The sequence below is a fragment of the Geopseudomonas aromaticivorans genome (assembly GCF_019097855.1).
Lineage (GTDB): Bacteria > Pseudomonadota > Gammaproteobacteria > Pseudomonadales > Pseudomonadaceae > Geopseudomonas > Geopseudomonas aromaticivorans.
The window spans coordinates 281,334-305,368 of sequence record NZ_JAHRGL010000030.1 but is presented as its reverse complement, the minus strand read 5'-3'; the positions used below and the strand labels follow the sequence as shown (position 1 = coordinate 305,368).

20 protein-coding genes and 2 tRNA genes are annotated in these 24,035 nt (G+C 67.6%); 7 read left to right on the top strand and 15 right to left on the bottom strand.

Translation table 11 applies throughout. The annotated features are described in order from the left end of the window. Positions 1–115: 115 nt before the first annotated feature. Positions 116–868 (bottom strand): 23S rRNA (guanosine(2251)-2'-O)-methyltransferase RlmB, encoded by a 753-nt coding sequence (gene rlmB, locus KRX52_RS12780; RefSeq protein WP_217682107.1) that lies wholly within the window; start codon positions 866–868, stop codon positions 116–118. Further along, positions 865–3,582, bottom strand: a complete 2,718-nt coding sequence (gene rnr / locus KRX52_RS12775) for a ribonuclease R (protein ID WP_217682106.1) — start codon at positions 3,580–3,582, stop codon at positions 865–867. The genes rlmB and rnr overlap by 4 nt, the downstream gene beginning before the upstream one ends. 203 nt (positions 3,583–3,785) lie before the next feature. On the opposite strand from rnr, the gene KRX52_RS12770 reads away from it, so the two are divergent. Both KRX52_RS12770 and KRX52_RS12765 read left to right on the top strand, forming a co-directional pair. Further along, positions 3,786–3,872, top strand: a tRNA-Leu gene (locus tag KRX52_RS12770). A 75-nt stretch (positions 3,873–3,947) separates the two neighbouring features. Beyond that, a tRNA-Leu gene (locus tag KRX52_RS12765) sits at positions 3,948–4,034 on the top strand. Positions 4,035–4,179: 145 nt separating this feature from the next. Here KRX52_RS12765 and KRX52_RS12760 read toward each other — a convergent pair. The 12 genes from KRX52_RS12760 to KRX52_RS12705 form a co-directional block, all read right to left on the bottom strand. Then, on the bottom strand, positions 4,180–5,475 hold the full coding sequence (locus KRX52_RS12760; protein ID WP_217682105.1) for an adenylosuccinate synthase: 1,296 nt from the start codon (positions 5,473–5,475) through the stop codon (positions 4,180–4,182). A gap of 54 nt (positions 5,476–5,529) precedes the next feature. Continuing rightward, positions 5,530–6,717, bottom strand: coding sequence for an ATP phosphoribosyltransferase regulatory subunit (locus KRX52_RS12755; protein WP_217682104.1), 1,188 nt, complete (start codon positions 6,715–6,717; stop codon positions 5,530–5,532). Between the two features lie 32 nt (positions 6,718–6,749). After that, complete coding sequence (locus KRX52_RS12750) at positions 6,750–6,935, bottom strand: DUF2065 domain-containing protein (RefSeq protein ID WP_217682147.1); 186 nt, start codon at positions 6,933–6,935, stop codon at positions 6,750–6,752. Between the two features lie 105 nt (positions 6,936–7,040). Continuing rightward, a complete protein-coding gene (gene hflC, locus KRX52_RS12745) occupies positions 7,041–7,910 on the bottom strand; it encodes a protease modulator HflC (protein WP_217682103.1) in 870 nt (289 codons plus the stop codon). Continuing rightward, a complete protein-coding gene (gene hflK, locus KRX52_RS12740; protein ID WP_217682102.1) occupies positions 7,910–9,070 on the bottom strand; it encodes an FtsH protease activity modulator HflK in 1,161 nt (386 codons plus the stop codon). Before hflK ends, hflC begins: the two co-directional genes overlap by 1 nt. A 99-nt stretch (positions 9,071–9,169) precedes the next feature. Then, complete coding sequence (hflX, locus tag KRX52_RS12735; protein ID WP_217682101.1) at positions 9,170–10,471, bottom strand: ribosome rescue GTPase HflX; 1,302 nt, start codon at positions 10,469–10,471, stop codon at positions 9,170–9,172. Positions 10,472–10,486: 15 nt separating this feature from the next. Continuing rightward, the gene (hfq, locus tag KRX52_RS12730) at positions 10,487–10,735 is read right to left on the bottom strand and encodes an RNA chaperone Hfq (RefSeq protein WP_217682100.1); all 249 of its coding nucleotides are present in this window, start codon (positions 10,733–10,735) and stop codon (positions 10,487–10,489) included. Between the two features lie 106 nt (positions 10,736–10,841). Beyond that, positions 10,842–11,813 carry a tRNA (adenosine(37)-N6)-dimethylallyltransferase MiaA gene (miaA, locus tag KRX52_RS12725; protein WP_217682099.1) on the bottom strand — a complete coding sequence of 324 codons (972 nt, stop codon included), beginning with the start codon at positions 11,811–11,813 and terminating at the stop codon, positions 10,842–10,844. 99 nt (positions 11,814–11,912) lie between these two features. Next, complete coding sequence (mutL, locus tag KRX52_RS12720; protein WP_217682098.1) at positions 11,913–13,814, bottom strand: DNA mismatch repair endonuclease MutL; 1,902 nt, start codon at positions 13,812–13,814, stop codon at positions 11,913–11,915. Next, positions 13,811–15,358 carry an N-acetylmuramoyl-L-alanine amidase gene (locus tag KRX52_RS12715; RefSeq protein ID WP_217682097.1) on the bottom strand — a complete coding sequence of 516 codons (1,548 nt, stop codon included), beginning with the start codon at positions 15,356–15,358 and terminating at the stop codon, positions 13,811–13,813. The genes mutL and KRX52_RS12715 overlap by 4 nt, the downstream gene beginning before the upstream one ends. Before the next feature lie 3 nt (positions 15,359–15,361). Next, positions 15,362–15,829 carry a tRNA (adenosine(37)-N6)-threonylcarbamoyltransferase complex ATPase subunit type 1 TsaE gene (gene tsaE, locus KRX52_RS12710; protein WP_217682096.1) on the bottom strand — a complete coding sequence of 156 codons (468 nt, stop codon included), beginning with the start codon at positions 15,827–15,829 and terminating at the stop codon, positions 15,362–15,364. Then, a complete protein-coding gene (locus KRX52_RS12705; protein WP_217682095.1) occupies positions 15,817–17,319 on the bottom strand; it encodes an NAD(P)H-hydrate dehydratase in 1,503 nt (500 codons plus the stop codon). The genes tsaE and KRX52_RS12705 overlap by 13 nt, the downstream gene beginning before the upstream one ends. Before the next feature lie 63 nt (positions 17,320–17,382). Between KRX52_RS12705 and queG the strand changes: the two genes are divergently transcribed. Beyond that, positions 17,383–18,447: a tRNA epoxyqueuosine(34) reductase QueG gene (queG, locus tag KRX52_RS12700; RefSeq protein ID WP_217682094.1), complete on the top strand. Its 1,065-nt coding sequence runs from the start codon at positions 17,383–17,385 to the stop codon at positions 18,445–18,447. A 36-nt stretch (positions 18,448–18,483) separates the two neighbouring features. Here queG and orn read toward each other — a convergent pair whose 3' ends face one another. Beyond that, positions 18,484–19,035, bottom strand: a complete 552-nt coding sequence (orn, locus tag KRX52_RS12695; RefSeq protein WP_217682093.1) for an oligoribonuclease — start codon at positions 19,033–19,035, stop codon at positions 18,484–18,486. An 82-nt stretch (positions 19,036–19,117) separates the two neighbouring features. Here orn and rsgA point away from each other — a divergent pair, with 82 nt between their 5' ends. From rsgA to KRX52_RS12675, 4 genes are all read left to right on the top strand, one after another. Continuing rightward, positions 19,118–20,149, top strand: a complete 1,032-nt coding sequence (rsgA, locus tag KRX52_RS12690) for a small ribosomal subunit biogenesis GTPase RsgA (protein ID WP_217682092.1) — start codon at positions 19,118–19,120, stop codon at positions 20,147–20,149. 174 nt (positions 20,150–20,323) lie between these two features. Next, positions 20,324–21,139, top strand: a complete 816-nt coding sequence (locus KRX52_RS12685) for a rhodanese-like domain-containing protein (protein WP_217682091.1) — start codon at positions 20,324–20,326, stop codon at positions 21,137–21,139. Between the two features lie 9 nt (positions 21,140–21,148). Continuing rightward, positions 21,149–22,015: an archaetidylserine decarboxylase gene (gene asd / locus KRX52_RS12680; protein WP_217682090.1), complete on the top strand. Its 867-nt coding sequence runs from the start codon at positions 21,149–21,151 to the stop codon at positions 22,013–22,015. 215 nt (positions 22,016–22,230) lie between these two features. Then, positions 22,231–24,021 carry a cyclic-di-GMP receptor FimW-related protein gene (locus KRX52_RS12675; RefSeq protein ID WP_217682089.1) on the top strand — a complete coding sequence of 597 codons (1,791 nt, stop codon included), beginning with the start codon at positions 22,231–22,233 and terminating at the stop codon, positions 24,019–24,021. The last annotated feature ends 14 nt before the right edge of the window (positions 24,022–24,035 follow it).

The window sequence follows — 24,035 nt, the reverse complement described above, 5'->3', positions numbered from 1 at the left end:
AGTGAATATTTCGTGTGTGCTTGCCGGGCGCGGGCGCAAATACGCCTGCCGCGACGGCAAGGGGTGGCATTGTACGGAGGGGACCGCTGCCCCGCAAGCAATGCGGGGCAGCGATTCATGCTGGCACGGACGGGCGGCGCTGACGCACCGCCTCGAACAGGCAAACGCCGGTGGCCACCGAGACATTGAGGCTGCTGACGCTGCCCCCCATCGGCAGGCGCGCCAGATAGTCGCAATGCTCGCGGGTCAGGCGGCGCATGCCCTTGCCCTCGGCCCCCATCACCAGCACGGTCGGCCCGCGCAGGTCGAGATCGTAGATCTCCTGGGTCGCCTCGCCGGCGGTGCCGACGATCCACAGCCCCTGCTGCTGCAGCTTCTCCAGGGTACGCGCCAGGTTGGTCACCGCCACCAGCGGAATCACTTCCGCCGCACCGCAGGCGACCTTGCGCACGGTGGCATTGAGGGTCGCCGACTTGTCCTTGGGCACGATCACCGCCTGCACCCCGGCGGCATCGGCAGTGCGCAGGCAGGCGCCGAGGTTGTGCGGATCGGTCACCCCGTCGAGCACCAGCAGCAGCGGCACGGATTCGCCGCGCGCCAGCAACTCGTCGAGGAAGTTCTCGCCCCACACCTGGCTCGGACTGACCTCGGCGACCACGCCCTGGTGCACGCCCTCAGCCCACTCATCCAGTTCGCGCCGCTCGCGCTGGCCGACCGGCACCCGCGCCTCGCCGGCCAGCTGCACCAGCGCCTGCACCCGCGGATCCTGGCGCCCCTCGGCCAACCACAGCTGCTTGACCCGCTTGGGGTGATGGCGCAGCAATGCCTCTACGGCATGCACGCCGTAGACCCGCTCCCACTGACTCATTCTTTGACCTTGCGTTTACGTATGGCTCGCCCCGCGGGCGCACTGTCGGCCGCCCCGGCCTTCTTGGCCGGCTTGGCCTTGCCCGCACCGGAAACCCTGACCGGGCGAGGGATGGCCTTCTTCTTCTCTGCGGCCTTACCGGCAGCGGCCGCCTTGGCCTTGCTCTTGCCCTTGTCGGCCTTGGCGGACGGCTTTTCCGGCGCCTTGGCCTCCTCGAGCAGCTTCTTCTTCAGCGCCCGGCTCTTCTGTACGTCGACATTGCCCAGCAGCGCATCGGCCTGCTCCTCCAGCGCCGGCGCCACTTCCGGCAGAGCTTGCACCCGCCCGGTCTTGCGCGCCGGACCACGCGGACTGCGCGACTCGGCTACCGGCTCTGGCTCGCGCGCGGCGCCACGCTTGCGCCCTGGCGCCTTGCCGGCGCCCGCCCGCCCCTCTTCAGCCTTGCCCGCACGCTTGCGCGACGGCGGCACGGACTGCGCGGCGTCGCCGAGCTCGAAGTCGATCTTGCGCTCGTCGAGATCGACCCGCGCCACCAGCACCTCGACGGTGTCACCGAGGCGGAAGCTGCGCCCGGAACGCTCGCCACTCAGGCGATGATGGACCGGGTCGAAGTGGTAGTAGTCGCCCGGCAGGGCGGTGACGTGCACCAGGCCTTCGACATAGATGTCGGTCAGCTCGACGAACAGACCAAAGCCGGTCACCGCGGTCACCACCCCCGGGAAGCGCTCGCCGACCCGCTCGCGCATGTACTCGCACTTCAGCCAGTTGACCACATCGCGGGTCGCCTCGTCGGCGCGCCGCTCGGTCATCGAGCACTGCACGCCGAGCTGCTCCAGACGCCCCTCGTCGTACGGATAGATGCGCGCCTTGGGCATGCTCGCCGCGCCGACGCGACGCACCTTGGCGGTGGTGCGCTTGGAGCGGATCACGCTGCGGATCGCCCGATGCACCAGCAGATCCGGATAACGGCGGATCGGCGAGGTGAAGTGGGTGTAGGCCTCGTAGTTCAGACCAAAGTGCCCGGCGTTGTCCGCGCTGTACACCGCCTGACTCAGCGAGCGCAGCATCACGGTCTGGATCAAGTGCTGATCCGGGCGCTCGCGCACCGCCTCGAGCAGCTTCAGGTAGTCCTTGGGCGTCGGATCGCCCTTGCCGCGATTCAGGGTCAGGCCCAGTTCGCCGAGGAAGCTGCGCAATTTCTCCAGCTTCTCCGCCGGCGGACCGTCATGCACGCGGTACAGCGCCGGCACCTCGTGCTCCGCGAGGAACAGGGCCGTGGCGACGTTGGCGCAGAGCATGCACTCCTCGATCAGCCGGTGCGCATCGTTGCGCTGGGTCGGGCGGATCTCGGTGATCTTGCGGTCGGCGCCGAAGACGATGCGCGTCTCCTGGGTCTCGAAGTCGATGGCGCCGCGCACGTGGCGCGCCGCCAGCAGCACCTTGTACAGCGCATACAGCTGACGCAGGTGCGGCACCAGATGCGGCATCTGCTCGCGCAGGTACTTGGCCTCGGTGGAGTTGGGCTTCTCCAGCAACTGGCTGACCTTGGTGTAGGTCAGCCGCGCATGGGAGTGGATCACCGCCTCATAGAACTGGTAGCCGGTCAGCTCGCCGCTCTTCGACACCGTCATCTCGCAGACCATGGCCAGACGATCGACCAGCGGATTCAGCGAGCACAGACCATTGGACAGCTCTTCCGGCAGCATCGGGATCACCCGCTCGGGGAAATACACCGAGTTGCCGCGCTTGACCGCCTCCTCGTCCAGCGCCGAGCCTACCTTCACATAATGGGAGACGTCGGCAATGGCGACGAACAGACGCCAACCGGCGCCCTTGACCGCCTCGGCGTAGACCGCGTCGTCGAAGTCGCGGGCATCCTCGCCATCGATGGTGACGAAGGGCAGGCCGCGCAGATCGACGCGCTTCTCCTTGTCCTTCTCCTCCACTTCGGGCTTGAGCTTCTTCGCCTCCTTGAGCAGGGCCTCCGGCCACTCGTGCGGCAGGTCGTAGCTGCGCATGGCAACCTCGATCTCCATGCCCGGCGCCATATAGTCGCCGAGCACCTCGACCACCTCGCCCTGGGCCTGGCGGAACGCCGTCGGCCACACGTCGATGCGCACCTGGACGAACTGGCCATGGCGCGCCGCGCCCTGCTTGCCCGCCAGGACCAGCACCTGCTGCTGGACCTTCGGGTTGTCGGCCACCACCATGGAGACACCGCTTTCCTCGAAGAAGCGGCCGACTAGGGTTTCGTGGGCGCGTTCGAGCACCTCGACCAGCGCGCCTTCGCGCCGGCCGCGGCGATCGAGACCGGCGACCCGCGCCAGCGCGCGGTCGCCGTCGAACACCAGGCGCATCTGCGCCGGACTGAGGAACAGATCGTCGCTGCCGTCGTCGGGAATCAGGAAGCCGAAGCCATCGCGGTGGCCGCTGACGCGGCCGCGAATCAGGTCCAGCTTGTCCACCGGGGCATAGGCACCGCGGCGGGTGTAGATCAGTTGACCATCGCGCTCCATAGCGCGCAGTCGGCGGCGCAGGGCCTCCTCGGCCTCCTCGCCATGCAGCCCGAGCTCCTCGAACAGCTGCGCACGGGAAGCCGGCGCACCGCGCTCGGCCAGGTGCGCGAGGATCAGCTCACGACTGGGAATGGGGTTTGCGTATTTTTCCGCCTCGCGGGCGGCCTCGGGATCGAGGGTTTGCCAATCATCGGCCATATGTCCGGTTTTACCTGTGGTTGTCTTGCTTGTGGTCATGCCTATATTGAAGCGCGAAAGCGGCGCCGAGCGCAGCCTTGTCGGCACAATAAAATTTTTTCATATCAGGGGTTTACAAGCACCCCAAGCCCCCGTATAGTTTGCGCCCACAGCAGCAGTGAACGCTGTAACGATAGAGCAGATGAGCAATCATCGCACTATTAGCCCAGGTGGCGGAATTGGTAGACGCGCTGGTTTCAGGTATCAGTGGTGGCAACACCGTGGAAGTTCGAGTCTTCTCCTGGGCACCAATTCCAAACAGACGCTTTTGCGGATGTTTGTAAAAAGAAGCAGTCAGGCTTCGCCGGCAACGGCAAACATGGCACGCCCAGATGGCGGAATTGGTAGACGCGCTGGTTTCAGGTATCAGTGGTGGCAACACCGTGGAAGTTCGAGTCTTCTTCTGGGCACCAATTTGAAAAAACCGGATCTCACGATCCGGTTTTTTTTCGCCTACAGAAAAGCAGCCACTTCCAGCATCTCACAGCAACACCATCTCGCACCTTCTCCAGGCAAAAAAAGACCGCCCGAAGGCGGTCTCTTTCCGGCAACCAGCGATCAGGCGTAGGGATGACGCAGGACGATGGTTTCGTTGCGATCCGGACCGGTGGAGATGATGTCGATCGGCGCACCGACCAGCTCCTCGACGCGCGCGATGTAGGCGCGGGCATTGGCCGGCAGGTCGTCGATGGACTTGGCGCCCACGGTGGACTCGCTCCAGCCCGGCATTTCCTCGTAGACCGGCTCAAGCCCAACGTAGCTGTCGGCGTCGGTCGGCGCTTCGCTCATGAGCTCGCCGGCGGCGTTCTTGTACGCCACGCACAGCTTGACGGTTTCGAGACCATCGAGCACGTCCAGCTTGGTCAGACACAGACCGGAGATCGAGTTGATCTCGATGGCGCGACGCAGGATCACCGCATCGAACCAGCCGCAGCGACGGGCACGCCCGGTGGTGGAACCGAACTCGTGACCGACCTTGGCCAGGCGCGCACCGACGTCGTCGAACAGCTCGGTGGGGAACGGGCCGGAGCCGACGCGAGTGGTGTAGGCCTTGGTGATGCCGAGGATGTAGTCCAGATACAGCGGACCGAAACCGGAACCGGTGGCGGTACCGCCGGCAGTGGTGCTGGAGCTGGTCACGTACGGATAGGTGCCGTGATCGATGTCCAGCAGCGAGCCCTGGGCGCCCTCGAACATGATGTAGGCACCGGCCTTGCGCAGCTCGTGCAGGCGGGCCGCCACGTCGGTGACCATCGGCTTGAGAATCTCGGCGTAGGCCAGCGCCTCGTTCAGGGTCTTCTGGTAGTCGACCGGATCGACCTTGTAGAAGTTCTCCAGAACGAAGTTGTGGTAAGTCAGCAGCTCCTTGAGCTTGACCGCGAAACGCTCCGGATTGAACAGGTCGGCGATGCGCAGGCCGCGGCGCGCCACCTTGTCCTCGTAGGCCGGGCCGATGCCGCGACCGGTGGTGCCGATCTTGCCTTCGGAGCGGGCCGCTTCGCGGGCCTGGTCCAGAGCCACGTGATACGGCAGGATCAGGGTGCAGGCCGGGCTGATGCGCAGGCGCTCGCGCACCGGCACACCCTTCTCTTCCAGCTTGGTGATTTCCTTGAGCAGCGCATCGGGCGCCACCACCACACCGTTGCCGATCAGGCACTGCACGTTCTCGCGCAGGATGCCGGACGGAATCAGGTGCAGCACGGTCTTCTCGCCATCGATCACCAGGGTGTGACCGGCATTGTGGCCGCCCTGATAACGCACCACGGCAGCAGCCTGGTCAGTCAGCAGGTCGACGATCTTGCCCTTGCCCTCATCACCCCACTGGGTGCCCAGGACGACGACATTCTTACCCATAACACTTGTCCCCTCGTGAAAGGTCGGTACCGGCGCGCACGCCGAAGAAAGTACTCAGGAGGCCAGCGGCGAGACCTGCCAGCCACCCTCCTGCAAATGCAATTCGCTGTCGCAGCCCGCCGCACGGGCCTCCGCCAGGGTCTGCCCGGGCAGCGCCTGTACCACCCGCCGCCCGCTGCGACGCAGCTCGAGAACCGCCTGCCAGAGCAGCGCATCGCCGCCCTGTGGTGCCCAGACGCCTCCCGGAGCCTCGGCCTGAATGGCCTGCCCCAGACTGACCAGCACCTTCAGATCGGTGGAAAAACCGGTGGCCGGTCGCGCCCGGCCGAAATGCGCGCCGATGTCGTCGTAACGTCCACCCTGGGCAATCGCCTGACCGATGCCGGGCACGAAGGCCGCAAACACCGCACCGGTGTGGTAGTGGTAGCCGCGCAGCTCGCCCAGGTCGAAATACAGCGGCAGCGCCGGGTAGCGCGCGCTCAACAGGTTGGCCAGCTCTTCCAGCTCGGCCAGCGCCGCGAGCACCTCAGCCGGCGCTGCGGCCAGTTGCGCGCGCGCCTGCACCAGCACTTCACGTCCGCCGCACAGCTGGGCCAGAGCGCGCAGCATGGACGCCTGCTCGACCGGCAGAGCCGCAGTCAAGGCGGCCACTTCGTCGATCGCCTTGCGCTGCAGGGCCTCGAACAACTGCTGTTCGGCTTCGCCGGACAGACCGGCGGCACGCGCCAGGCCGCGATAGATGCCGACATGACCGAGGTCCATGTGTACCTCGGCGACCCCCGCCAGCTCCAGCACCTCGAGCATCAGGCTGATGATCTCGCTGTCACTGGCGGTGCTGGCGTCGCCATACAGTTCGGCGCCGATCTGGATCGGACTGCGCGAAGTGGACAGCACCCCCGGACGCGCGTGCAGCACGCTGCCGGCATAGCACAGGCGGCTCGGCCCTTCCTGGCGATGGGTATGCGCATCGAGACGCGCGACCTGCGGCGTGATGTCGGCACGGAAGCCCATCTGCCGGCCGGACAGCGGATCGGTGACCTTGAAGGTCCGCAGATCGAGATCCTGACCCGCACCGGTGAGCAGGGACTCCAGGTATTCGATATGCGGGGTAATGACCAGCTCGTAGCCCCAGTTGCGGAACAGATCCAGCACCTGACGGCGAGCCGTCTCTATGCGGGCCGCCTCTGCCGGCAGCACCTCTTCGATTCCATCCGGCAGCAGCCAGCGGTCCAGCGTTGCCATATTGTCTCTCCCCGTTCAGCCGGGCGTGGTATTCAACGAAGCCCGTACAACAGGGCCGTTCCCAGCAGCATGCTGCCCAGTCCGATCAGCCGCAGCTGGCGATCCTCCAGCCGGGCCAGACTGACGACAGCCTCGCGCCAGCGCCGCGGACAGAGGAACGGCAGAATGCCTTCCAGCACCAGCAGCAGACAAAAAGCGATGCCCAGTTCTTGCCACATGGTTCCCGCAGACGCAAAAAAGCCGGGAAATCCCGGCTGATTCATAATAACACGTTTTCCCCGAGGTCACCCCGGCAGCCGCGCAACGGCCGCCGGGTGGACGTCTCAGGGCTTGGACTGCTCCAGATAGCGGAAGAAGTCGCTCTTCGGATCGAGCACCATCATGTCGCGCTTGCCGGAAAAGCTCTGCCGATAGGCCTGCAGGCTGCGGTGGAAGGAGTAGAACTCCGGATCCTGGCTGTAGGCCTTGGCATAGATCGCCGCCGCCTGGGCATCACCCTGGCCACGCAGCTCTTCCGACTCGCGATAAGCGCCGGCCAGCAGCACGCGACGCTGGCGGTCGGCGTCGGCACGGATGCCTTCGGCCAGCTCGCGACCCTTGGCGCGGTGTTCGCGGGCCTCGCGCTCGCGCTCGGTACTCATGCGCTCGAACACGCTGCGATTGACTTCCTTGGGCAGGTCGATGGCCTTGACTCGCACGTCAAGCACCTCGATCCCCAGTTCGCGCCGTGCCATGCGATCCAGCAACTGGGTGATATCGGCCATCAGCGCATCGCGCTCGCCGGACACCACTTCGTGCAGGGTGCGCTTGCCGAATTGGTCGCGCAGACCGGACTCCAGACGCCGCGACAGACGCTCGTCGGCAATCTGCTTCATGCCCGAGGTCGCGGTGTAGAAGCGCTCGGCATCGGCCACCCGCCACTTGGCGAAGGCGTCGACCATCACCGCCTTCTTCTCCAGAGTGAGGAAGCGCTCGGTCGGCGAGTCCAGCGTCAGCAGGCGCGCATCGAACTTGCGCACCTGGTTGACGTAAGGGATTTTCACATGCAGACCCGGCTGCACGTCGGCCTGGACAATCCGGCCAAACTGCAGCAGCACCGCCTTCTCGGTCTGCAGCACGATGTAGAAGCAGTTCCACCCGATCAGCGCCAGCACGGCAGCTGCAATCAGGGCGATCAGCGACTTGTTGCTCATCAGCGGCTCTCCCTCGAACGCAGGTCACGCTGCAGGTCTACTGTCGCCCGCGATGCAGGCTCGGCCGCCCCGGCCTGAGCACTCGGCGCCACCGCACTGGCCGCCGGCGCCCGGCTATCGATCATCTTGTCCAGCGGCAGATAGAGCAGATTGTTCTGCCCCTGCTCGCCGGTGACCAGCACCTTACTGGTGTTGCTCAGCATTTCCTGCATGGTTTCCAGATACAGGCGCTCACGGGTCACGTCCGGCGCCTTGCGATACTCGGCAACCAGCCGGCTGAAGCGGTCCGCCTCGCCCTGGGCGCGCGCCACCACTTCCTCGCGATAGCCGTTGGCATCCTCGACGATGCGCTGAGCCTGGCCGCGCGCTTCCGGAATCACGCCGTTGGCGTAGGCCTCGGCCTGGTTCTTCTCGCGCTGCTCGTCCTCGCGGGCGCGGATCACGTCGTCGAAGGCTTCCTGCACCTCGCGCGGCGCGGCGGCGCTCTGGATGTTCACCTGGGTCACCGTGATGCCGGTTTTGTAGGTGTCGAGGAAGCGCTGCAGGCGTTCCTTGACCTCACCCGCCATCTGCTCGCGGCCCTCGGTCAGCACCTGATCCATCGAGGTCGAGCCGACCACGTGGCGCAGGGCGCTGTCGGTGGCGTGCTGCAGGCTGATTTCCGGCTGGTCGACGTTGAGCACGAACTCCTGCAGGTTGCTCACCCTATACTGCACGGTCAGCGGTACCTCGATGATGTTCTCGTCCTCGGTGAGCATCTGCCCCTGCTTGGTGTAGGCGCGCTCGCGGGTGACGTTATCCTGAAACTTGCGGTCGATCGGCGGGAAATAGAGGTTCAGGCCCGGCCCGACGGTTTCATAGTACTTGCCGAAGCGCAGAATCACTGCCTGCTCCTGCTCGTCGACCACATAGACGGCACTGTACAGCCAGAGCGCGGCCAGCAGGCCGAAGCCGATCGCCAGCAGTCCGACACCGCCACCCTTGCCGGCACCACCGTCCCCACCGCTACGCTTGCGCCCCCCGAACAGACTGTTCAGGTTGTCCTGCAGCTTGCGCAAGGCTTCATCCAGGTCTGGCGGCCCCTGACGGCCGCCGCCACGGCGACCACCCCAGGGATCCTGGTCGTTCGAGTTGCCACCACCCGGCTCATTCCAAGCCATAGCGTTCTCCCCACTGATAACGCATAGACGCGCATTCGGCGCACATCCGCCCATGCTACAGAAAGCCCCGGATCAGCGGCAAAGCCGGCAGCCCGGGCTTTATTGCAAAGTGTGTTGTGCAAGAAAGTCTTCGGACTTCCAGCCCTCGCGACTGACCAGCTTGTTCAGCTCCACCCGTTGCAGGCGCACCTTCAACAGGATGGCACCTTCCTCGTCATGCTGCTCGTCCTGAACCGCGCCGAGCGCAAACAGCTGCGCGCGCAGACGACCGAGCTGCTGCGGCAGGCGCAGGGTGCCGACGAACAGTTCGCTGCCCAGCAGCTCGCTAATGGCCTGGCGCAGCAGGTCCAGCCCCTGCCCTTCGCGGGCCGACAGCCAGACGCGCACCGGTCGGCCGGTATCGTCGCGCTGGATCTGCGGCGCCACATCGGGCAGCAGGTCCAGCTTGTTGTACACCTCGAGAGTCGGCAGCTGGTCCGCGCCGATCTCTTTGAGCACCGAATACACCTGCTCGATCTGCAGCTGGCGCTCGGGTTCGTGGGCATCGATAACATGCAGCAGCAGGTCGGCATTGCTCGACTCCTCGAGCGTGGCGCGGAACGCCTCGACCAGCTTGTGCGGTAGGTGCCGGATAAAGCCCACGGTATCGGCGAGGATCACACCGCCGACGTCGTCGAACTCGAGACGGCGCAGGGTCGGATCGAGCGTGGCAAACAGCTGATTGGCGGCATAGACATCCGCGGAGGTCAACGCATTGAACAGCGTCGACTTGCCGGCGTTGGTATAGCCGACCAGCGAGACCACCGGCACTTCCGCGCGCTTGCGCCCGCGCCGTGCCAGCTCACGCTGGCTGCGCACCTTCTCCAGGCGTTGCTTGATCTGGCCAATGCGCACGCGCAGCAGGCGACGGTCGGTTTCCAGCTGGGTTTCGCCGGGGCCACGCAGACCGATACCGCCCTTCTGCCGCTCCAGGTGGGTCCAGCCACGCACCAGACGCGTGCTCAGGTGATCCAGCTGGGCCAGCTCGACCTGCAGCTTGCCCTCGTGGGTCCGCGCCCGCTGAGCGAAGATGTCGAGAATCAGACCGGTACGGTCCAGCACACGACACTCGAAAACCCGCTCGAGGTTGCGCTCCTGACTAGGCGTAAGGGTGTGGTTGAAGATGACCAGGTCGGCCTCATCGGCCTTGACCTGCTCGCAGATCTCCTCGACCTTGCCGCTGCCGATCAGGAAACGCGCCGTTGGCTGATGCCGCGGGATAGTGACGAAACCGACCACCTCGGCGCCTGCCGAACGGGCCAGCTCGAGGAATTCGTCGGGATCTTCACGCGCCTCGGGCGCCTGGCCTTCCAGATGAACCAGAATGGCCCGCTCACCGCCCTCATGACGCTCGAAGAACAAGACTGGCGACTCCGCTTATTCGTCGCTGCCCGACTCGCCCTGTTCGCTGCTGGGCAGACGTACCGGACGGCTCGGAACCACGGTGGAGATGGCGTGCTTGTAGACCATCTGGCTGACGGTGTTCTTCAGCAGGATGACGAACTGGTCGAACGATTCGATCTGGCCCTGCAGCTTGATGCCGTTGACCAGATAGATGGAAACCGGAACGCGCTCTTTGCGCAGGGTGTTCAGGTAAGGGTCTTGTAGCGAATGCCCTTTTGACATTGTCCACACTCCTTCAGGGGGTAAGTAATTTTATGGGTAAGTCGAAATCGACCCAATGTGGCTTATTCCTGCACTTTTTTACAGGATAGCCGGCAACGGCCGAAACTCAGTTTTTAATGGCGATCGTTTGCAGATATTTCAAGGTGCGTGCCAGATTGTCGCAGGCCAGGCTGTCGAGCCAGTGCAACTGCGACCAACTGCGCAGCCAGGTGAATTGTCGTTTGGCCAGCTGGCGGGTGGCGATGATGCCGCGTTCGGTCATCTCGTCCCGGGTCAGACGTCCTTCGATATATTCCCATACCTGCCGGTAGCCCACCGAGCGGATCGAGGGCAGTCCCGGATGCAGGTCGCCACGGGCATGCAGCGCTTCGACTTCCGCGACGAACTCCTGTTCCAGCATGAGGTGAAAACGCCGGGCAATGCGCTCGTGCAATACCTGACGTTGCGCTGGGGCAATGGCCAATTGCGCGACAGTATAAGGCAAAGCCTGTCCCTGCGGCGTACCCGCGTGCAGATTTTGCAACACCTGACGCCGCCGGTGTTCGCTCATGCTCAAGCCGCTGACGCGGTAGACCTCCAGCGCCCGGATCAGCCGCTGCGGATCGTTGGGATGGATGCGTGCCGCCGACTCCGGATCCACCCGCGCCAGCTCGGCATGCAGCGCCGCCGGACCTTCGGCGGCGAGCTGCGCCTCGAGCTGGCTGCGCACCTGCGCATCGGCCGACGGCATGTCGGCCAGGCCTTCGAGCAGCGCCTTGAAGTACAGCATGGTGCCGCCGACCAGCAGCGGAATGCGCCCGGCGGCGGTGATCTCGGCCATCGCCGCCAGCGCATCGCGGCGAAACTCGGCGGCCGAATAGCTCTCTGCCGGATCGCGGATATCGATCAGGCGGTGCGGGAACTCGGCCAGCAACTCGCGCGACGGCTTGGCCGTGCCGATATCCATGCCGCGATAGACCAGCGCCGAATCGACGCTGACGATCTCGCACGGCAGCGTTCGCGCCAGCTCGATGGCCAGATCGGTCTTGCCCGAGGCGGTCGGACCCATGAGGAAGATGGCGGGAGGCAGCGCAGACATCGGGACACTCTTGCTCGACAATTGAATGGAATGGCTCCCCCGCTCCGGCGAGGCAGATCAGCCCGCGCGTCAGGGCGGGCGGCGAGGGTCTTGCGGCTTTCAGCGACCGCGCAAAAACAGCTTGTCCAGATCATCCATGCCCAACTGGGTCCAGGTCGGTCGGCCGTGGTTGCACTGGCCGCTGCGCTCGGTCTGCTCCATATCGCGCAGCAGGGCGTTCATTTCCGGCACGGTCAGCCGGCGGTTGGCGCGCACCGCCCCATGGCAGGCCATGGTCGCCAGCAGCTCGTTGAGATGGGCCTGGATGCGATCGCTGGAGCCGAATTCCAGTAGGTCGCTGAGCACATCACGCACCAGCTGGCTGGCCTCGGCCTGCTTGAGCAGCGCGGGAATCTGGCGGATCGCCAGGGTTTCCGGGCCGAGGCGCTGCAGCTCGAAACCGAGGCGGGCGAACCAGTCGGCATGCTCCTCGGCACAGTCGCCCTCGCGCTGGCTCAGGGCGATGGACTCCGGCACCAGCAGCGGCTGGCCGCGCAGGCCCTCGCTGGCCATGGCGCTTTTCAGGCGCTCGTAGGTGATCCGCTCGTGCGCCGCGTGCATGTCCACCAGCACCAGGCCCTGGGCATTCTCGGCGAGGATGTACACCCCCTTGAGCTGGGCCAGGGCATACCCCAGCGGCGGCACATCGCCCTGGCCCTGCGGCAGCGTTGGCGGCGCAGCTTCCGTCAGCGGGGCGAAGAACTCGCGATAGGCCCCCTGCAGTTCGGCCTGCGGCTGGCCGTTCGCCGGTGGCGGCGGACGATAGCCGCCACCGCCGCCGCCGACACTCTGCCCGCCCAGCGTGGGCTGCCAGCGCGAGGCCTCGACGGGCGCAGACGGCACATGCGCGGCCAGCGCCATCTCGTTCTGTCCAGCGAATTCGCCAGCCGCCAGACCGCTGATCGGCGCCTCGCCACGCAGGGTCGCCGGCGCCGCCAACTGATCCTCCGGGCGCACATCGGCCAGCGCGCGATGCAGGGTGCCATAGAGGAAATCGTGCACCATGCGGCTGTCGCGGAAACGCACCTCGTGCTTGGTCGGGTGCACGTTGACGTCGACCACCGCCGGGTCGATCTCGAGAAACAGCACGAAGGCCGGATGGCGGCCGTTGTACAGCACGTCACGGTAGGCCTGACGCACCGCGTGAGCGACCAGCTTGTCGCGCACCATGCGGCCATTGACATAGAAATACTGCAGGTCGGCCTGGCTGCGCGAGAAGGTCGGCAGGCCGACCCAGCCCCACAGGCGCAGGCCGTTACGCTCGATGTCGATGGGCAGCGCCTGCTCGAGGAAGGCCGGCCCGCAGACGCTGGCCACGCGCCGGGCGCGACTGATCTCGTCGCCGGCCGGATGCAAGGCCAGCACACCCTTGCCGTTGTGGCGCAAGTGGAAGCCAACCTCGAAGTGGGTCAGCGCCAGACGCCTGATCACCTCCTGCAGGTGGTCGAACTCGGTCTTCTCCGCACGCAGGAACTTGCGCCGCGCCGGGGTGTTGAAGAACAGGTCACGCACTTCCACCGTGGTACCGTCGGGATGGGCGGCCGGCTGCACCCGCGTCGCCATGTCGCGCCCCTCGGCCTCCACCTGCCAGGCCTGCGGCGCGCCGCGCCGACGCGAGGTCAGCGTCAGCCGGGCCACCGAGCTGATCGAGGCCAGCGCCTCGCCGCGAAAGCCCAGGCTCAGCACCCGCTCGAGGTCTTCCAGCTCGCGGATCTTGCTGGTGGCGTGGCGCGCCAGGGCCAGCGGCAGATCATCCGGGGCGATGCCGCCGCCGTCGTCGCGCACCCGCAGCAGCTTGATGCCGCCCTGCTCCACTTCGACGTCGATGCGCTTGGCCCCGGCATCCAGGCTGTTTTCCAGTAGCTCCTTGGCCACCGACGCCGGCCGCTCCACCACCTCGCCGGCGGCGATCTGGTTGGCCAGCCGCGGCGTCAGCAGCTGGATGCGTGCGGCCTCACTCATGGCTGCGCCGCCAGGGTCGGTGCCGGAATGGCCAGCATCTGGCCGACTTTCAGGCCGTCGCTGGCCAGGCGGTTGGCGCTGCGCAGCGCCGCCTGGCTGACCTGATAGCGCTGAGCGATCAGCGCCAGGCTCTCGCCCGGCGCCACCCGGTGCTCGCGCTGGCCGAGCTTGATCTTGCCCTGGTCACGCAGCCAGGCGATGTAGGTACCCGGCGGCGGATTCTCGTGGAAGAAGCGGCGGATGCCGCCCTCGATCGAGCGCGCCAGCGCCTGCTGGTGGCTGGAACTGGCCAGCTTCTGCGACTCGGCGGGATTGGAGATGAATCCGGTCTCCACCAGGATCGACGGAATGTCCGGCGACTTCAGCACCATGAAGCCGGCCTGCTCGACCCGCCGCTTGTGCAGCGGGGTGATCCGCCCCATGTTCGACAGCACCTTGTGGCCGACATCCAGGCTCGAGGACAGGGTGGCGGTCATCGACAGATCGAGCAGCACCCCGGCGAGCATGCGGTCCTTGTCGTCGAGGCTGACGCTGCCGACGCCCCCGACCAGGTCCGAACGGTTTTCGCTGTCGGCCAGCCAGCGCGCGGTTTCCGAGGTGGCGCCGCGATCGGACAGGGCGAACACCGAGGCGCCGAAGGCGCTCGAACTCGGCGCGGCGTCGGCGTGCACCGAAACGAACAGGTCGGCGCCCTTCTTGCGGGCGATCTCGGTGCGCTTGCGCAGCGGGATGAAGTAATCGCCGGTGCGCACCAGCTCGGCACGGAAGCCTTTCTCCTGATTGATCTGCCGCTGCAGCTCGCGGGCGATGGCCAGCACCACATCCTTCTCGTGCAGACCGCGCGGGCCGAGTGCCCCCGGGTCCTCGCCGCCGTGGCCGGCGTCGATGGCGATGACGATGCTGCGCTTGCCCCGCGGTGCCGGCGGCTGGCTGGCCGGCGCAGGGGTGTCGGGCACCACGGTTTTCGGCACCGGCGTGCTCGCCGCGGCAACCGTGGCGACAGGGGCGCTCGGGGCGGGGTTGTTGCCCGAGGCGGCACTCGCCGACATGGCGGCGCCCGACTGCGGCCGCACCGGCTCGCTGGCCACCGGCTGGGCCGCAGCGTTCGAGGCCGGCACGCCCGCCCCCTCCTCCTGATCGAACAAGTCGACCACCAGGCGATGCCCATACTGCTGGTTAGGCGCCAGGGTGAAGCTCTTCGGCGACACCGGAGCCGCCATGTCGAGCACGATGCGCAGCTTCCCGGCCCCCTGCTCCGCAGCACGCAGACCGGTGATCGGCGTTTTGGCGATGGCCAGCTGCTCCAGGCGGGCCTTCAGCTCCGCGCCCTCGACGTCGATGACGATGCGATTCGGCGCCTCCAGAATGAACACGCTGTGCTGCACCGGCGCGCTCAGGTCGAACACCAGGCGGGTGTTGTCCGGTGCACGCCACAAGCGCACGCTGCGAATCTCGCTGGCTGCCAGTGCCGCCTCGGCTGCCAGCAGCGCCAGCGTGGCCGCAAAGGCGACCAACACGGCGCGCGGACGGATACTCCATCCCATTGGTCAAACTCCCCCAGTCAAAGCGGCACACCAGGACTCGCCGCGCGCACTCAGCGGCGCCAGGCGCAGAGTGCGGCCGGCAGCTTGTGCAGCGATGGTGATGTCCAGGTCCGCCTTCGGCAAAATACCGGTGCCGCGCTCGGGCCATTCGATCAGGCACAGCGCGTCACCTTGGAAATAGTCACGAATCCCGAAGAATTCCAGCTCCTCCGGGTCGGCCAGACGGTACAGATCGAAGTGGTAGACCCGCCGCTCGCCCAGTTCGTAGGGCTCGACCAGGGTGAAGGTTGGACTCTTCACCGCGCCGGAGTGCCCCAAACCGCGCAGGATACCGCGCGACAGGGTGGTCTTGCCGGCGCCCAGATCACCATGCAGGCAGATCACGCCGATACCACCGGTCACTTCGGCCAGTCGCGCGCCCAGCGCCAGCATGGCTGCCTCATCGGCCGCGTACAGGGTCACTTCAGGCACGGACTGTGCTCCTCCAGCAGATCACGGATACTTGTCATCAGATCGGCCGCCACCAGGCCACGGCCCGCGCGGCCAAGGCGCTCGCCGGCGCAGGCGTGCAACCACACCCCCAGCTGCGCCGCCGCGGTCATCGTCAGGCCCTGGGCCAGCAGCGCGCCGAGCAGGCCGGCGAGCACGTCACCCAGGCCGGCGCCGGCCATCGCCGGATGGCCACGGTCGCACAAGTACAGCTCGCCGGACGGGGTCGCCACCAGGCTGCCAAGGCCCTTCAAGACCACCAGGGCATTCAATTGGCGTGCCAGTGCCAGCGCCGCCGCCGGTCGATCGGCCTGCACGGCGGCAGTCGTCGTCCCCAGCAGGCGCGCCGCCTCGCCGGGATGCGGGGTGACCAGCCAGTTGCCGGCCGGTGCCGTCAGCTGGCCGGCGGCCAGCAGGTTGAGCGCATCGGCGTCCCATACCTGCGGCTTGTCCAGCGCGCCCAACCCGGACAACAGGCTGCGCGCCCAGGCCCCCTGGCCGATGCCGGGACCGAGCACCAGCACGTCGGCCGCCGCCGCCAGGTCCTGAATCTCGTTGGCCGAGCGCACGCCGCGCGCCATGACTTCCGGCCGCCGCGCCAGCAGCGCCGCCACGTATTCGCCACGGGTGGCCAGGCTGACCAGCCCGGCGCCGCTGCGCAGGCAGCTTTCCGCCGCCAGCAGCGCCGCGCCGCCAAAACCGCTGTCGCCACCGACCACCAGCACATGGCCGAACAGCCCCTTGTGGCCGTTGCGCGGGCGCGGCGCCAGCGCCGGCAAGCCTGCGCCAGTCAGGCGTTGCGCCGCCGGCACGCCCGTCGCCAGCAACCGCGGATCGGCCTGCAGATCGGCGAACGCCAGCGCACCGCAATGGTCCGGGCCGTCGAGGCAGAACAAGCCGAGCTTGAGGCCGATGAAGGTCACCGTCAGCTCGGCACGCACGGCCACGCCGAGCACCCGGCCGGTGTCGGCACACAGCCCGGAGGGGATGTCGACGGCCAGCACCGGCTGGCCACTGGCGTTGAGCAGGCGGATGGCCTGGGCATAGGGCTCGCGCACCGCGCCACTCAGGCCGGTACCGAGCAGCGCATCGACCAGCACGCCGGTGAGCGGCGCGCACTCGCTCCACGGCAGGATGGCCACGCCGGCGGCGCGCGCCTCGGCACAGGCCAGCGCGGCATCGCCGCCCAGCTGCGCAGGATCGCCGACCGCCAGCACCCGCACGCGCCAGCCCGCCCGCTGCGCCAGAGCGGCGAGCAGGTAGCCGTCGCCAGCGTTGTTGCCGCGACCGGCCAGCACGGTGACTTCGTCAGCCTGCGGCCAGTGGCGGCGCAGGGCACGCCAGGCGGCGCGGGCAGCACGCTGCATCAGCTCGAAACCGGGCGTACCGGCGGCGATCAGACGGGCATCCAGCTCGCGTACCTGGGCGGCACGATAGAGGGCGGTGGGCAGGCAATCCTGTACGTCGGGCATGGGCTCATTCGGCGGCGGGCTCTGGCACAATTATACCCCTCCCGCCCCCGAGCACCGCCAGCCATGTCGACCAGCGCCCCCGATCTTTCCGCCCTCGCCCAGTCGCTCAAGGACTGGGGCCGCGAGCTGGGCTTCCAGCAGGTCGGCATCGCCGGGATCGCACTGGGCGAGCACGAGGCTTATCTCGAGCGCTGGCTGGCCGCCGGCCATCACGGCGAGATGGACTACATGGCCGCCCACGGCAGCAAGCGTTCGCACCCGGCCGAGCTGGTGCCGGGCACCCTGCGGGTGATCTCGCTGCGCATGGACTACCTGCCCGGCGACACGCGCATGGCCGAGGTGCTGGCCAGCCCGGACAAGGCCTACGTGTCGCGCTATGCGCTGGGCCGCGACTACCACAAGCTGATCCGCAAGCGCCTGCAGCAGCTGGCCGAACGCATGCAGGCGGCCATCGGCCCGTTCGGCTACCGCGCCTTCGTCGACAGCGCGCCGGTGCTGGAGAAGGCCCTGGCGCAGCAGGCCGGGCTGGGCTGGATCGGCAAGAACACCCTGCTGCTCAACAGGCAGGCCGGCAGCTGGTTCTTCCTCGGTGAGCTGTTCACCGACCTGCCGCTGCCCGTGGACATGCCCCACGCCAGCGAACACTGCGGGCGCTGCCAGGCCTGCCTGGACATCTGCCCGACCGCCGCCTTCGTCGGCCCGCAGCAGCTGGACGCACGCCGCTGCATCTCCTACCTGACCATCGAGCTGAAGGGCGCGATTCCCGAGGAGCTGCGCCCGCTGATCGGCAACCGGGTGTTCGGCTGCGACGACTGCCAGCTGGTCTGCCCGTGGAACCGCTTCGCCCGCCCCACGCAACAGGGCGACTTCCAGCCGCGGCACGGGCTGGACAATGCCGAGCTAGCGACGCTGCTGCGCTGGAGCGAGGAAGAGTTTCTGACCCGCACCGAAGGCTCGCCCCTGCGCCGCGCCGGCTACGAGCGCTGGCTGCGCAACCTCGCGGTGGGCCTGGGCAACGCCCCCGGCAGCATCGCCGTGCTCGAGGCGCTGGAGCTGCGCCGCAACCACCCGTCCTCCCTGGTGCGCGAGCACGTCGAATGGGCGCTGGCGCGGCATGGCGCGCTGTGAAAGCGGTCTAGCCCAGCCGCGCCAGCCGCCTGACCATCAAAACTTGATGAAGTGCTCGCGGTAGTGACGCAGCTCGGCGATCGAATCGCGGATGTCGTCCAGCGCCAGGTGGCTGCTTTCCTTCTTGAAGGCGTCCTTGACCGCCGGCGCCCAGCGCGCGGCCAGTTCCTTGAGGGTGGAGACGTCGATGTTGCGGTAGTGGAAGAAGGCTTCCAGCTGCGGCATGTAGCGATTGAGGAAGCGCCGATCCTGGCCGATGCTGTTGCCGCACATCGGCGATGCCCCGGCCGGCACCCACTGGGCGAGGAAAGCGATGGTCTGCGCCTCGGCCTCGGCCTCGCTCAGGCGGCTCGCGCGCACCCGCTGGGTCAGCCCGCTCTTGCCGTGCTGCTCGATGCACCAGGGATTCATGCTGGCCAGCACCTCGTCGCTCTGGTGGATCACCAGGGCCGGTCCCTCGGCCAGCACGTTGAGCTGGGCGTCGGTGACGATGGTGGCCATCTCGATGATCACGTCGGTCTGCGGCTCCAGGCCGGTCATTTCCAGATCGATCCAGATCAGGTTCTGCGGGTTCGCTGCGCTGTGCATGAAAGTCTCCTCGAGATATGCCGGCATTCTAGCAGGCGGGGCGCATGCTAGACTCGCCGCCGGAATCGCATACGGAACCATCATGGCCAAACGCCAACTGAGCCGCCGGCAGAGCTGGCGCATCGAGAAGATCCAGGAAGAACGCGCCGCCCGCGCCTCCAAGCGCGAGTCGCGCGCGGTGGACGAGCTGGAAGGCGGCGACCTCGGTCCGGAGCAGAACGGCCTGGTGATCGCCCACTTCGGCGTGCAGGTCGAGGTCGAAGCCCTCGAAGGCGAACTGGCCGGTCAGGTGTTCCGCTGCCACCTGCGCTCCAACCTGCCGGTGCTGGTCACCGGCGACCGCGTGGTCTGGCGCGCCGGCAACCAGGGCATCGGCGTGATCGTCGCCCAGCTGCCCCGCAGCTCCGAACTGTGCCGGCCGGACATGCGCGGCGTGCTCAAGCCAGTGGCGGCCAACGTCGACCAGATCGTCATCGTCTTCGCGCCGCTGCCCGAGCCACACGCCAACCTGATCGACCGCTACCTGATCGCCGCCGATCATGCCGGCATCCGCCCGCTGCTGCTGATGAACAAGGCCGATCTGGTCAACGAGGCCAACGCGGCGAAGCTCGACGCCCTGCTCGATGTGTACCGCGCCCTCGACTATCCGCTGCTGGAAGTCTCGGCGCACAACGGCAACGCCATGGACGATCTGCGCGCCACCCTCGACGGCCGGGTCAGCGTGTTCGTCGGCCAGTCCGGGGTGGGCAAGTCGTCGCTGGTCAACGCCCTACTGCCCGGCGTCGACCTGCGCGTCGGCGCGCTGTCCGAGCTGACCGGCAAGGGCACCCACACCACCACCACCGCGCGCTTGTTCCACTTCCCCGGCGGCGGCGAGCTGATCGACTCCCCCGGCATCCGCGAATTCAGCCTCGGCCACGTCACCCGCGCCGACGTCGAGGACGGCTTCGTCGAGTTCCGCGACCTGATCGGCCGCTGCCGCTTCCGCGACTGCCAGCACGACCGCGAGCCCGGCTGCGCGCTGCTGGGCGCCCTCGAAGAGGGGCGCATCCATCCGCAGCGCCTGGCCAGCTACCGGCACATCCTCGCCAGCCTGCCCAAGACCGAGTATTGAGCCCAGGCTGGCGTGCAACGGCAAAGCCGTAGGGTAGAAAACCCGCGCAGCGGTTTTCTACCGCCCTACGCCACGGCCTGACTGGGGGGACAATCGCGATCGCGAGTGGCCACCCTACGGCCAGCCGACACATTTCAGTACACTCCTGTTTTTACCACTCCACCGGAGCTCGCCATGTCCGCCTTTTCCGACCTGCCGCTGGTGATCGAGCCGGCCGATCTGGCCAGCCGCCTGAGCGCGCCGGAACTGATCCTGGTCGACCTGACCAACGCCGCCCGCTACGCCGAGGGCCACATACCCGGGGCGCGCTTCGTCGATCCCAAGCGCACCCAGCTCGGCCAACCGCCGGCGCCCGGCCTGCTGCCGGAATGGAGCTCGGTGCAGGCGCTGCTCGGTGAGCTGGGCCATCGCCCGGACGCCGTCTACGTGCTCTACGACGACGAAGGCGGCCCGTGGGCCGGGCGCTTCGGCTGGCTGCTCGACCTGATCGACCACCGCCACTGGCACCACCTCAACGGCGGCCTGCAGGCCTGGCTGGCCGAGGGCCGCGCGCTGTCCAGCACAGTGCCGGCGCCGGCCGGCGGCCCGGTGGCGGTGCAGCCCTGCGCCAATGTGCTGGCCACCCGCGAGTACCTCCTCGGCCGCCTCGGTGCCGCTGACCTGCTGATCTGGGATGCCCGCTCGCCGGAGGAATACCGTGGCGAGAAGGTGCTGGCGGCCAGAGGCGGCCACATCCCCGGCGCGATCAACCTGGAGTGGACCGACTGCCTGGACCGCGAGCGTACCCTGCGCCTGCGCAAGGACCTGGCGCAGCTGCTGGCGGCGCGCGGCATCACCCCGGACAAGGAAATCATCACCCACTGCCAGACCCACCGCCGCTCCGGCTTCACCTATCTGGCGATGCGCGCACTGGGCTACCCGAACATCAAGGGCTACGCCGGCTCCTGGTCGGAATGGGGCAACCACCCCGACACCCCGGTGGAAATCTAAGGACCTGCCATGAACCTCAAAGAACGCCTGTTCCTCGCCGGCCAGTACCTGCTGCCGCACCACACCCTGTCGCGCCTGATCGGCCTGGCCGCCGAATGCCGCGCCGACTGGTTCAAGAACCCGCTGATCAGCTGGTTCGTCAAACGCTACCAGGTCGACATGAGCGAGGCCGAGGTCGGCAACCCGCACGCCTACGAGCACTTCAACGCCTTCTTCACCCGCGCCCTGCGCGACGGCGCGCGGCAGCTGGACAGCACTCCCGGCGCCATCCTCAGCCCGGCCGACGGTGCCATCAGCCAGCTCGGCCCGATCGAGCACGGCCGCATCTTCCAGGCCAAGGGCCACAGCTTCAGCGTGCTGGAGCTGCTCGGCGGCGACGCCGAGATGGCCGCGCCGTTCATGGGCGGCCAGTTCGCCACCGTCTACCTGTCGCCGAAGGACTACCACCGCGTGCACATGCCGCTGGCCGGCACCCTGCGCGAGATGGTCTACGTCCCCGGGCGGCTGTTCTCGGTCAACGGCTTCACCGCCGAGAATGTGCCCGAGCTGTTCGCCCGCAACGAGCGCGTGGTCTGCCTGTTCGACACCGAACGCGGGCCGATGGCAGTGGTGCTGGTCGGCGCGATGATCGTCGCCAGCGTCGAGACGGTGTGGGCCGGCCTCGTCACTCCACCCAAGCGCGCGCTCAGGCACTTCCGCTACGGCGAGGCGACCCGCGCGCCGATCCAGCTGGACAAGGGCGCCGAGCTCGGTCGCTTCAAGCTCGGCTCCACCGCCATCGTGCTGTTCGGCCCCGAGCAGGTGCGCTGGGCCGAAGGCCTGGCCGCCGGTAGCGCCGTGCGCATGGGCCAGCAACTGGCCCTGCCGCAGGCCTGACCGCGTCGGCAACGGCGGGGCGCGCGCGACGGGCAGCGCTGCACGGTCGAGGAATCGCGACAGCACGCGCTGCGCCCGGAGCGCGGCAGCCATTGTGATCCGCCTCCAGCAGGCGGATCGGCATTCAGGTAGAATTTTTGGCGCCGCGGTTCTGCAGGCTGACCACGCCCACGGCGCCCGAGACCAACGCTCCACCTGCCTTCGGACCAGCCATCATGGATCTGCACTCCTCCTACGCCCTGCTGCGTGTCACGCTTCCGGATGTGCCCGTGCTGAGCTTTGCCGACGCGCAGCCGGCTGCCGTCAGCGCCTGGCTGGCCGAGCTGCCCAAGGCCAATCTCGGCGAAACCGCCCGCCGCCTGTACACCGCTCTGCAGGAGCTCAACCGCCTGCAGACCCCGCCGGCCAATCGCCTGCAACTGCTCGAGCTGCTGCAACCGGAAGTGCAATTCGCCTGCACGCAACTGGAACGCCACCTGCGCAACCAGGTGGTGATCCTCGATGCCCGCCGCCAGCAGATCGCCACCCTCTGTCAGACCCTGCAGCAGCAGCTGGCGCGCGCCGCCAAGCTGACCGCCAGCGAGGCCCTGCAGCTGCCCGCCAGCGAAGACCGGCAGTTGGCGGGCCGGGCACTGCTGCTCGCCCTGCGAGGGTTGTACCGCATGCTGTGCCAGTTCTGCCTGCTCTATATTCCGCCCCCTCAGGGCTTCTGGCTGGAGCTCCACCTGCTCTACCGCAGCGCCTGCGAGCAGCAGCTGGAGCGCCTGCCGCTTGCCGTCGGCAACGGCAGCGCGCAGACCATCGAACAATGCTATCTGAGCAGCCTGCTGCTCGGTTGCGCGCGCTGCAACCAGCTGCGCCAGCAGGCCATCCAGCTGCTGGCCGAAGCCCTGCCGGCCTGGAGCAGCCGCGTGCGCCTGCAGGATGCCCGCCGGCGCGACAGCCTGTTCGCCTTCGCCCCGAGCATCGACAGCCCGCCGCGCTACACCAGCCTGCTGCAGGACGAAGACCACGCCCACCTGCGCGGCCTGGTCACCCAGGGCCTGGTCGCCGACCTGCGCGAATACCTGCAGCTCGGCCGCGGCCAGCGCGTCCATGCCAATCTGCCGATGCCCTACGGCATCACCGACGAGCTGCTGCAGCAGCTGTGCACGGCCTGGAGTGCCCCCGCCGAACGGGCCTACAACCGCACACCCGCCAACGGTAGCCTGAGCGCCTGTCTCGGCATCAGCGCCCTGCACTACTTCGTCGCCGGCCGACGCAGCTTCGCCGAGGTGCTGCAGTTGCCGGACGAGGAAGTCAGCGTCGACTTCCAGCGCCGCCAGCGCGAGCAGGACACCTGGGCGCGCGCCTTCGACGCCAGCCACGACGAGGCCCTACTGCACAAGGAACGCGAACGGATCGACTTCACCCCGGTCAGCAAGCAGGCGACAAGCCCAGTCCCCGAACGCGAGGACTACCCGCGCCACCAGTTGCAGATCGTCAACCAGAGCCCCGGCGGCTACTGCCTGGCCTGGGACGACACCACCCCCAGCCAGCTGCAGAGCGGCGATCTGGTCGGCCTGCAACACCCCGGCGAGCGCGGCTGGAACATCGCCCTGATCCGCTGGATCCGCCAGCCGCACGGTGCTGGCCTGCAGCTGGGCATCGAGCTGCTCGCCCCGCGCGCGCACCCCTGCGGCCTGCGCCCGCAACCCCGCAGCGGGCAACCCGGCCAGTACCTGCGCGGCCTGCTGCTCAACGCGATTCCGGCGCTGGGCCGGCCGGCCACGCTGATCGCGCCGCACCTGCCGTTCCAGCAGGGCCAGAAGATCCTGCTCAACCTCGATGGCGAAGTACAGCGCATCCTGCTCACCCACCGGCATGCCCTGAGCGACAGCTTCAACCAGTTCGAATATCGCCGTCTGGACACCCCCGTCGACCTCGAGCGGAAACCGGTCACAGGATTGAGCATCGCCAGCGAGGGGCCGGAGGAAGGCTTTGACTCGCTCTGGGAGTCCTTGTAGATTTTCGCCCAATT